The organism is Micromonospora sp. CB01531 (assembly GCF_001905095.1).
In the GTDB taxonomy this organism is placed as follows: Bacteria; Actinomycetota; Actinomycetes; order Mycobacteriales; family Micromonosporaceae; genus Micromonospora.
The window spans coordinates 1-10,299 of sequence record NZ_LWLS01000010.1; the positions used below are offsets into that span (position 1 = coordinate 1).

The 10,299-nt window shown below is 67.6% G+C and carries 7 protein-coding genes; 1 reads left to right on the forward strand and 6 read right to left on the reverse strand.

The features are described from left to right. The 4 genes from A6A27_RS44795 to A6A27_RS42800 form a co-directional block, all read right to left on the reverse strand. Positions 1–1,211, reverse strand: a 1,211-nt coding sequence (locus A6A27_RS44795; RefSeq protein ID WP_198940177.1) for a hypothetical protein, incomplete at its 3' end; no start/stop codon positions are given. Next, complete coding sequence (locus tag A6A27_RS03895) at positions 1,195–1,602, reverse strand: hypothetical protein (RefSeq protein WP_143193863.1); 408 nt, start codon at positions 1,600–1,602, stop codon at positions 1,195–1,197. The genes A6A27_RS44795 and A6A27_RS03895, both read right to left, overlap by 17 nt. Positions 1,603–1,670: 68 nt before the next feature. Beyond that, complete coding sequence (locus tag A6A27_RS03900) at positions 1,671–1,967, reverse strand: WXG100 family type VII secretion target (RefSeq protein ID WP_073833004.1); 297 nt, start codon at positions 1,965–1,967, stop codon at positions 1,671–1,673. 28 nt (positions 1,968–1,995) lie between these two features. Next, positions 1,996–2,505, reverse strand: a complete 510-nt coding sequence (locus A6A27_RS42800; protein WP_143193864.1) for a WXG100 family type VII secretion target — start codon at positions 2,503–2,505, stop codon at positions 1,996–1,998. 441 nt (positions 2,506–2,946) lie between these two features. On the opposite strand from A6A27_RS42800, the gene eccCa reads away from it, so the two are divergent. After that, entirely contained in the window at positions 2,947–6,945 is a 3,999-nt protein-coding gene (eccCa, locus tag A6A27_RS03910) for a type VII secretion protein EccCa (protein WP_073833008.1), read from the forward strand. Positions 6,946–7,183: 238 nt separating this feature from the next. Here the strand turns inward: eccCa and eccB are convergent, their stop codons facing one another. Together eccB and eccD are read right to left on the reverse strand one after the other, a co-directional pair. Next, positions 7,184–8,605, reverse strand: a complete 1,422-nt coding sequence (eccB, locus tag A6A27_RS03915) for a type VII secretion protein EccB (RefSeq protein WP_073833010.1) — start codon at positions 8,603–8,605, stop codon at positions 7,184–7,186. Between the two features lie 3 nt (positions 8,606–8,608). Beyond that, positions 8,609–10,000, reverse strand: a complete 1,392-nt coding sequence (gene eccD / locus A6A27_RS03920) for a type VII secretion integral membrane protein EccD (RefSeq protein ID WP_158073939.1) — start codon at positions 9,998–10,000, stop codon at positions 8,609–8,611. Positions 10,001–10,299: the final 299 nt, after the last annotated feature.

Sequence of the window (10,299 nt, forward strand, 5' to 3'; positions counted from 1 at the left end):
GGCCCAACGCCGCCCGGCCCAACGCCGCCCGGCCCAACGCCGCCCGGCCCAACGCCGCCCGGCCCAACGCCGCCCGGCCCAACGCCGCCCGGCCCAACGCCGCCCGGCCCAACGCCGCCCGGCCCAACGCCGCCCGGCCCAACGCCGCCCGGCCCAACGCCGCCGGGGTTCGGACCGCCGCCCCCGCCACCGGGTCCATTTGGGCCAACGCCACCCGGGGTGTTCTGCGGCGGCGTGCCGAACATGTTGATATGCCGTTGGGTATCCCGGAAAAGGCCCACCATGTGGGTGAGCGCTTCCCGCATCTTGCTGTCCAGGTTGCCCACCTGCAGCAGCCACGCGTTCTTGACCCGCTCGTTGACCTGCTGCCAGCCAGCGGAAGTGGTCAGGTCAAAGGTCCCACCGCCACCGTCACCAAACGAGAGCGAGACGCTGTTGAGGTTCCCGGAGTATCCGCCATTCAGAATGCCTCGCACAGCCTCGACCAAATGACCGGGATTGTAAAAGTTCGAGTTGTACGCCACCTGGCTCTGATACTGGTTCCAGGCGTCGATCAGGGCGACTGAGAAATTCTTCATGTCGCCCGCCTTGCCCCGGATCCGGTCCGCCCAGTTGGTCTCACCGGGACCCGCGATGTCCGTATGAAGCTGCTCCACGCCGTTCTGCAGATTATCCAGAACGGCGGCGAAAGCACCCGCCGCCGACCCGCTGAATCCAGAATTATCGTGGTTGATGCTCCTGACCAGAGCGTTCAGCTGAGTGTTCGACGAGTCAAGCCAGCGGATCACCCCCTCAACCACAGACGCGGCATCCACAAAGCTTTGAGGTTGCCAGGGGCCATCCGCTGGGGGATTGCTCAAAAAGGTACGAGCTTCGTCACCGACGTACTGGAAACGCATGAACTGGTCGTGCGGGCTAGGCCCATCACCGGCCTTGTCATAAAGCGAAATCTTGCCCCGAACGACGAGAATGTTGCTCGAGTCGTAGTTATTCCACAAGATGATTTCGTTTGGTGGTGGATGGTCGAAGCTGACCGGGAATCCCGACTCGTAAATCTCACTCTTGACGAATTGAAGCCAGCTCGCGCCCGGGCCGGCGACCAGAGCGCGGTTGATCGCCGGCGTCTGCCCAGATTCGCGACCGATTCGCAGTATGGACTGCAGGCCCTGCTCCCACGTCCACTGCGTCCAGTCTTCATCGGGGCCCGGCACCGGAACCCCCACCTGGGGGCGGGGTCGGGGACCCGCCGCCGCCGCCGACGTTGAGGTAGTTGAGGAACTCCTGGGCGGAGAGCGAGTTGAGATCCTCGACCTTTTTGCTATTGGCGAGGAAGTTGGTAAGCCCGACGTAGATCTGCCTGAGCATCTTGTCGAACCCCCGCAGCCGCTCCTCGATGCCACGACCGGAGTTCCAGATGGCGTCGCGCAGCTCCTTGCCGGGCGGGAATTCATCAGTACCGGCCCACGTACTGAGACTGAGCAGGTTCTGGTACGCCGCGCTGCCGGTGCCGTCATACAGCCGGATGATCTGCTCCTGGAGCTCGTCCAGCTTGGCCATCACCTGCCTGATAAACGCCTCATCGACCCTGATGTTAGCGGGCATGATCAGTCTCCTTCGCGGTCGGAAAAGCGGCGGGCGGCATGACACCGCCCGTCACCGAGACATGGTTCTTACACGTTGCCCTGGAAGAGCGCCGCGCCATGGGCGTCGCCGAGCCTGTACCGCTCATGGATCTCATTGAGCTGGACAACGCCGTTGGCAAGGGAATCCTTCATCTTCTGGATCCCCGCCTCCCACTTCTGCTGGGCCGCGACGAATCCGTCCTTCGCTTTGCCCTCGTTCCTGGCGATAAAGACGTTGACGACGGCGTTGAGATTGTCGGTCGTCTGCTCGATGCTCCTGGTGACGCCCGTCAGCTCGTCGCCGGTATCCAGCAGACCGTTGGGGTTGAGCCCGTAACTCGTCATTTGCTCGCTCCTTCCTTGATGGGTGTGGTCACTTCGTCCAGGTAGCGGCCATGCTGTTGTCGTTCTCGATTTGCGCGGTCTGCTGGTAGTACGTGCCCATCGCGGCATTCAGCTCCTGGAGGCCCTGCTTCACCATGTTCAGGCCCTCCTGCCAATCGTGGATGGACGCGGTGAATTGGTTGCTCGCGTCGCCGTGCCACTGGGTGCGCAGGTAGCTCGCGGTGTCATTTACCGCCCGCTGCGCGGCGTCGCAGTCCGCGTCAACGTCATTCATCGCCTGAATGGTCTTGGAGATGGTCTCGCCATCAACCTCGTGGCCGAGCGGCATCGTGCCTCCTCTGGGTGGGATTCCGGGTACGCCGAGACCATCGGGGTCGCGGCGCGCTGCTTTCCCGTTCTCGTGATCGCCCCGAGCCTGGCTGGAATCGGAGACCCATCCGGTCGGGAGCTGGTCGTGCAGGCCCGGCGCGATCACGGCGCACCCAGGTAGGTAGCCGCGCGTATTCACGACCTCGCCGCCAGCCAGCGGGTACGGCACCCTCGAACCGCCACACTGGTCCCAGACCGACCAGATGGCGGATATCGAAAAGAGATGCCATGCTCACGTCCACACGACGGACCCCACGGCCGGTCGGTTCAACGAACCGTCCACCTTCTTTAACATCGTTCTGCTACCGCCATGGCCTTGACCAACCCGTGCCCATCGCGCCGCCGCCCCTCGGACGCACCGCCGCGGTCCACCAGCCATCGCACTGAGTTCCTCAAGGTACGCCGGCCCCACCGCAGCGGCCGGCGTACCGCGGCCACGGGCCGGCCGATACAGCGGGTCGCACGCGCGCACGCTCCGGCGCAGCGTTTTCCGACCCAGCCTGACGCACGGCATTTCCAGCCTCGGTTGATCGGAACCCGTCGACGGCCCGTCGTAAGGGCTGCGGCTCCTCAATCGGTGGGGCGGGACCAGGTCGACAGGAGGCGAGCCATGGCCACGGTGCTGTTCCGCCGACCCGCGCGACGCAGCGGGCCGGAGATGCCCACCGGCGAACTCAATCTGCAGGAGCCGCCCGAGTTGCCAGAGGCACAGCAGAACGGCATGCGCCAGGCCATGCTGTACCTGCCCATGGCACTGATGTCCGGCGTGATGATGCTGATGTTCATGGGCGGGCGCGGTCCCCTCACCTGGGTGATGGCCGGCTTGATGATCGTGGGGATGGGCGGCATGATGCTCGGGCAGGCCGCTTTCAGCGGCGGCGACCGCAAGCGCAAACTCGGCGGCGACCGCCGCGACTACCTGCGCTACCTGGCACAGAACCGGCGCCGGATCCGGCGGTATGTCGAACAGCAGCGCGACGCGAGCCTCTGGCGGCACCCCGATCCGGCCTCGCTGTGGTCGATGGCGATGACCACCCGCCGTTGGGAACGCCGCCCCACGCATCCCGACTTCCTCGAAGTACGGGTCGGAATCGGCGAGCAGCGGCTCGCGGTAAGGATCGCGCCAATCCAGACCAAACCGGTAGAGGATCTTGAACCGCTGGCCGCAAAGTCGTTGCGCCGGTTCATCAAGGCGTACAGCACGCTCGCCGATCAGCCGGTGGCGCTGTTCCTGCCCGGCTTCGGGGAAATCCGGATCAACGGTGACCGGGAGCGTGCCCGCGACCTGGTCCGGGCACTCGTCGCCCAACTGGCCACCATGCATGCGCCGGAGGAGGTCTGGCTCGCGCTCTGCGTCGACAGCGAGGGGACGCAGGCCTGGGACTGGGTGAAGTGGTTGCCGCACGCCCAACACGCCAGCGCGCAGGACGCGGCCGGCGCGTCCCGGTTGGCCGCGGACAGCATCGAAGGCATCGAGCGGCTACTCGGCGAGGTGTTCAACGCCCGCCCACGGTACGAGGCGGGGGCCACGGCAAGCCGCGACGAACCGTACGTGGTGGTGATCCGCGACGGTGGACGGCTGCCAGCCGGCGCCCGAATCACCGCGAACGGCTACCGCAACGCGGTGCTGATCGACCTCGACAACCCCCAGTCGACCCCGAACAAGAGCGTGCTCTGCCTGGACCTCACCGACGAGGGGCTGATGATGGTCCGGGTCGACCATATCGGCCAGGAATCCCGAACGTGGCTGGCGCAACCGGACGCACTGAGCCCGGTCAAGACCCGAGCGTTGGCCCGCCTGCTGTCCCCGTACCGGCTGGGGCTGACCACCGAGCTGACGCACGAACCGATGAAGTCGGACTTCGACCTCGGCGCGCTGCTCGGCCTGCCGGATCTGCAGCGGCTGGACCTCGCCTCGATCTGGGCGCCCCGGTCGACGGACGACCGGCTGCGGGTACCGATCGGAATCGACGCCAACGGGGCGCCGGTCGAACTGGACATCAAGGAGTCGGCGCTGGGCGGGATGGGGCCGCACGGCATGTTGATCGGCGCCACTGGTTCCGGCAAGAGCGAACTGCTTCGCACCCTGGTACTCGCGCTGGCCACCACGCACTCATCGGAGACGCTCAACTTCGTCCTGGTCGACTTCAAGGGCGGGGCGACGTTCCTGGGCCTGGACCGGCTCCCACACACCTCCGCCGTGATCACCAACCTCGCCGACGAGGCGGCGCTGGTCGACCGGATGCGCGACGCGCTGCAGGGCGAGATGGTCCGCCGGCAGGAACTGCTGCGCGAGGCCGGCGGATACAGCTCGGTACTGGAGTACGAGCGCGCCCGCGCGCAGGGAGTACCCCTGGACCCGCTGCCCACGCTCTTCGTCGTGGTCGACGAGTTCAGCGAACTACTCGCCGCGCATCGCGACTTCATCGACCTCTTCGTGATGATCGGCCGGTTGGGCCGCTCGCTCGCCGTGCACCTGCTGTTGGCCAGCCAGCGGGTGGACGACGGGCGGATCGGCGCGCTCGAGTCGCACCTGTCGTACCGGATCGGTCTGCGCACCTTCTCCGCGATGGAGTCCCGCTCGGTGATCGGCGTACCGAACGCCTACGAGCTGCCGCCCGAACCCGGCAACGGGTACCTGCGCATGGACGTCGCCACGCTGATCCGCTTCAAAGCGGCGTACGTCTCCGGCCCGTACCGAACCAAAGCGGTCCGGGTGGGACATGAGGTGGTCCAACGCCAGGTCGTGCCGTACGTATTGGAGCACGTCCCACACCAGAATCCCGACCAGGACGCGGAACCTGCGGACACCGCGCCAGTACCCGAGGTACCAGACCCAGCCGAGAACCCAGCCTCCGCCGGTACGGCGCCGTCCGTCATGTCGGTGGTAATCGACCAACTCACCGGCCAAGGGCCGCCCGCACACCAGGTCTGGCTGCCGCCGCTGAACGAGTCGCCGACCCTGGACCAGCTCCTACCGGCCCTTGCCCCGCACCCCGAGTTGGGGCTGACCGCGGTGGACTGGCCGGGCAGCGGCCAACTGATCGTCCCCGTCGGCTTCATCGACAAACCGTACGAGCAGGCCCGCGACCTACTCACGGTCGACATGACCGGAGTCGGCGGCCACGTCGGGATCGCCGGCGGCCCACGCAGCGGAAAGAGCACACTTCTGCGTACGTTGATCTGCGCTCTCGCCCTCACCCACAGCCCGTACGAAGTGCAGTTCTACTGCCTGGACTTCGGCGGCGGCGCGCTCGCCACCATCGCCGGCCTGCCCCACGTCGGCAGCCTCGCCAGCCGGCTGGACACGGACCGGGTGACCCGCACCGTGGCCGAGGTAACCGACCTGATCACCACGCGGGAACGACGCTTCTCGGCGGACGGCATCGACAGCATGGCGACCTACCGCCAGATGCGCGCCAACGGCCAGGTGACCGACGAGCCGTACGGCGACGTTTTCCTGGTAGTGGACGGATGGTTCACCCTTCGGCAGGATTTCGAGGCGGTCGAGCCGGCGCTGCGGCAGATCGCCGCTCGCGGGCTGAACTTCGGCGTCCACCTACTCGTCACCGCGGCCCGCTGGTCGGAGATCCACTACAGCATGCGCGACCAGCTCGGTACCAAGCTCGAACTGCACCTGGGCGAGGCCGTGGACTCCGCCATCGACCTGCGGCTGGCGGCCACCGTACCGCAGCTGCCCGGCCATGGGTTGACGCCGGAGAAGCTGAACTTCCTGGGCGCACTCCCGCGGATTGATGGAGTCGCCGCCCCGGAAACCGTGAACGATGGGGCACGGGCGTTGGTGTCCATGGTGGAAGACTTCTGGACCGGCCCGCCGGCACCACCGGTACGCACCCTCCCCACGGTGCTGCCGGCCGACGACCTGCCGGCACCGACGGGCGACATACGGATCGCCATCGGTATGGAAGAAGCGCAGATGCAGCCGCTGTGGCATGACTTCTCGGAACTGCCGCACCTGACCGTCCTCGGCGACGCGGAAAGCGGCAAGACAAACCTGCTGCGGCACGTGGCCCGCTCGGTGATCGCCCGTTACTCCCCGGACGAAGCGCGGATCATGTTCGTGGATTTCCGACGTCAGCTGTTCGACTCGGTGCCGGCCGAGTACCGGCTCGGCTACTCGGTCTCCAACGACTCCACGAAGCATACGGTCGCCGACGCCGTGGCCGGCCTCCGTGGCCGGGTGCCCGGCGCGGACATCACCCCAGAGCAGCTACGCAGCCGGGACTGGTGGTCGGGTCCGCGGCTGTTCGTCCTGGTCGACGACTACGACCTGCTCGGTGGGATTGACGGCCCACTGCTGCCGCTCGTCCCTTACCTGCCACAAGGCGCGGACATCGGCTTCCATATGGTGCTGACCCGGGGCGCGGTGAACGTGATGCGGATGTCGATGGACCCGCTGATCCGCCGGCTCCAGGAGACCAACAGCCCCGACCTGGCGCTGTCCTGCCCCCCCAACGAGGGACCACTGCTCGGCGGAATCAAGCCCCGGCAACTGCCGCCGGGACGGGCGCTGCTGTGCACCCGACGGGGCAGCCGGCTGGTGCAGACCGCGTGGAACCCTTCCGACACCGACACCGACCCGAGCTGACCGACCGGCCGAGCAAGGGCGAGGCGAGCGGAATCAGCTCCGCGCAGGTCTTCGCGACGCTCGCGAAGAGCATTTTCCCGTGTGCGGACGGTACGTCGAACACCGATGTGGCAACGGCTTTGGGTGCGCATCTGTCCACCACGGGCAAATGGCGGCGGCGGTTCCTGCGTGAACACCTCGATGGGCTGATCGACGAGCAGCGGCCGGGCCGCCCCCTGCTATCCAATGGCCCTGCTGCTCAGCTGGAGGCGAAGCTCTGGAGGAGCGGGCCAGTCGGCAGCATGTCCAGTAGCTGGCGGGGTACCGGCCGAGCCTTTTCCACCGCGTAACCCAACTGCTGTGCCACCGCACCGCTCGCGATCGGATACTTGATACCGGAATCGGTCAACAGGAAAAGAACCGATCCGGGTGCCTGATTCTCCCGGCCGGGAAACACCAGGCCACCTGCGCCGGGAGTAACCGCCACCGCGTCCGCTGTGTCTGAGGTACGGGTTACTCCCGCACTGCCCTGAACCAGTTCCGCTGCGGCAGCCGGCGGGCCGGCGGTCAGCTCCACCCCAACCTCCGCCCCGCCGTCCGCCGTGGTTCGCCGCGCACACCAGGCACTGTCTGCCGGGGCCTCCACCGCCCGCAACGGGCTCTGCGGGAGGGCCTTCTCGTCCAGGAATGCGGGCTGCCGCGAGAAGGGCCGGGTGAGCGCCGCCGGGCTCAGCTCGACCGGCTCTACCCGCCCACCGCCGTACAGTTCAACGGTTTCCGGGTCGGCAGCGACCATCGCGTAGGCAACAGGGCTGAGCTCGCTCAGCCCGTCGCGCTGCAGCAGGAAGCGGCGTTCGGGTGCGGCGGCGGGACCAACGAAGAAAAGTTCCCCGATCTTCGCCGGGCGACCGTCGACAATCGGCCCATCCTCGCCCCGGCCCGGCACCGCCACCGGCTTCAGGTCCGGCCCGACCGGAAGCGCCTCCAACCAGCCCTTTTCCACGAGGATGGCACTCTTGAAGCCGAGCACCTGCGCCAGCCAGGGCCGGGTCAATTTGAACCGCCGTCCGGACCACACCAGGTAGTTGTCCCCGCCGGGGACGAGGGCCACAATTGCCTCGTCCGGCGCGAATCGCCGGCCCGCAGCTCCCTTTTGCTGCCCGATCGTCAACGTGGTGGCGGTCAACACGGCGCCTGCCGAGTCGCGGGCGACCAGCGCGCAAACCGACCACACCTGACCGTCCAACGCGCCTGGCGCTGGTAACACGTCCGGCGCGCCGACGATCCCGACCGACGGCCCGTGCGCGACCCCGCGCAGCGACTTCTGCGAGACGTTGACGGTTTTAGGTATCTTGCCGTCGAAGAGCAACAGGGCCGAGGTGTAGTTGAGCACGGGAAACAGCCGCTCGTTCTGGCTGTCGAAGACGTACCGGTTGCCGGTCTCCTTCTCGGTGATGAGCACACCGGGTTTCCGCCAGCTGTCTGAACCGCCGGGCACGAGAAACCCATAAACGGCGAACCCGACCACCACCAGCGCGCCAACCAGCACCCCCGCGATCGCGCCGATCACCGTACGCCGCTGCGGGCTCTCCAGCCCGTCCGACTCCGCGGCCACCAACGCGCCAACCAGCCGACCCACCACGTACGTCTGTGCCTGGACCTGATCCCGACGGGCCTGCACGACTCAGCCCCCCAGCGCCCGGGCAGCCGCGTACACGCCAAGCACGGCAAGCAGGATCGGCAGCATGGCAACGGTAGCCACCACCTGCACAATGTCGCCGGCCCGGCCCCAGTAGGGCATGAGCCGCCGGTCGGGCAGGTGCCGCGCGATCAGGAACAGCACCGTGGCGCCCAACGGCAGCGCCGCGATAGGCAGGATAAGCCGAACCAAGGGGTCCGCCTCGGCCAGGAAGAACACAGCTACGGCAGCCAGCCCCGCGAGCGCCGGTACACCGAGCGCGAGCCGGTGCCAGCCGCTGGTCATCGGCCGTAGCGCTAGCAGCCGGGCCATGGCGACCAACCCGACGAGCGTCAGCTCCGCCCACCCACCCGCCATTGCGAGTTGCACCAGCGCTACGCCGGTGACCACACCGAGGCCCGCATGCAGGCCGGTCATGTAACTATCAGCGCTGGCGGTTTGGGCCAGCAGCGCAGCACTAGGCTCGGGGTCGATCTCCTCCTGCAAATGCTCCGGTTTGGTAGGCAGCGGAGCCAGATGAATCCGGGCCAGCCGGAAGGAGGTCATCGGCACCCCGACCGTCGCCACCGTCGCCACCACGGCGACCAACGCCGCAGACGCAACAGGGCTGAATACGAAGAACATCGCCATCCCTGATCCGAGGACGACGAGCAGCGCGCCCGTGACGATCGCGGCGAAGAACGGGCCGCCCCGGCCGACCAGCAGCGTGGCCAACAGCGCCGTCACGAGGGCGGCCACCGCGCCAGCGAAGACCTGCGGACCCCCGACGAGCAGCGCGGACGCGCCACCGGTTGGCACGATCATCGCCGCCACCGCCGCGTACATGATCCCCGCGCCGGCGACGACCATGCCGAACCCAGGGTCCGCGGCTGCGCGGGCCAGGGCGAAGGCAGCAGCCAAACAACACACCGCGATCGCCGCCGCACACAGCGCCCGGCCCAGGAACGGGCCGGGCATCGCCAACGCGGCGAGACCAAGTCCCAGCAGGACCGCGAGCGAAGCGAGTGCTGCCCAGCGGATCATCGGCGGCCGCCACAGCCCGGCCCGACTCAGCATCCCGGTCGCGATGCCATCGGCCAAGTCGTCGAAATCCGCTGGTGCGATCTGATCAGATCGCGGACGCAGATAGAGCGACTCGCCATCGTGCAACCCGAGGCCCGCCACGGTGCTGTCCTCATCCAGCGGTGGGCCGCCCAAACGTTGCAACACCCACCCACCATGGGCCAGCCCGGCGTCGGCCAGCCCTTCACCGAGGTGCTGCAGTAACACCGGAAGAAGGTCAGCCACCAGAACCTGCGCGGGTACGGCAACCTCGACCCGTCGCTCCGATCCCTGAACGACCAGACGGCACATGTCGGCAAGAGCGGCAGTACTCACGTCTCGTCGACGGACGCCACCGTCGCCTGGTTCAACGTGGCCTAGCCTCCGTCTTTCGCTAAGCCCGTCAGTCATCGCTGTTGATCGATGTGGCTGGTGTTCGGCGGGTGGGCGGGGTTTCGGGCATGGTGAGGGCCCGGCGCGGAGCCGGGTTCCTCCGGGGTGTTCGTCGGAATACGGGGTGCGGGGTCAGCCGGCGGGTCGGGGCAGGGCGGCGAGCCGGCTGAATGCGGTGACCAGGGAGTTCTTCCAGGGCCAGTGGTCGGCGATGGCCAGGCGGGTTTGTCGGGCGGTGCGGG

Coding starts and splice junctions, on each gene's coding strand:
- A6A27_RS03895 (WP_143193863.1), bottom strand. CDS start 1,602: ATGCCCGCTAACATCAGGGTCGATGAGGCGTTTATCAGGCAGGTGATG.
- eccCa (WP_073833008.1), top strand. CDS start 2,947: ATGGCCACGGTGCTGTTCCGCCGACCCGCGCGACGCAGCGGGCCGGAG.
- A6A27_RS03900 (WP_073833004.1), bottom strand. CDS start 1,967: ATGACGAGTTACGGGCTCAACCCCAACGGTCTGCTGGATACCGGCGAC.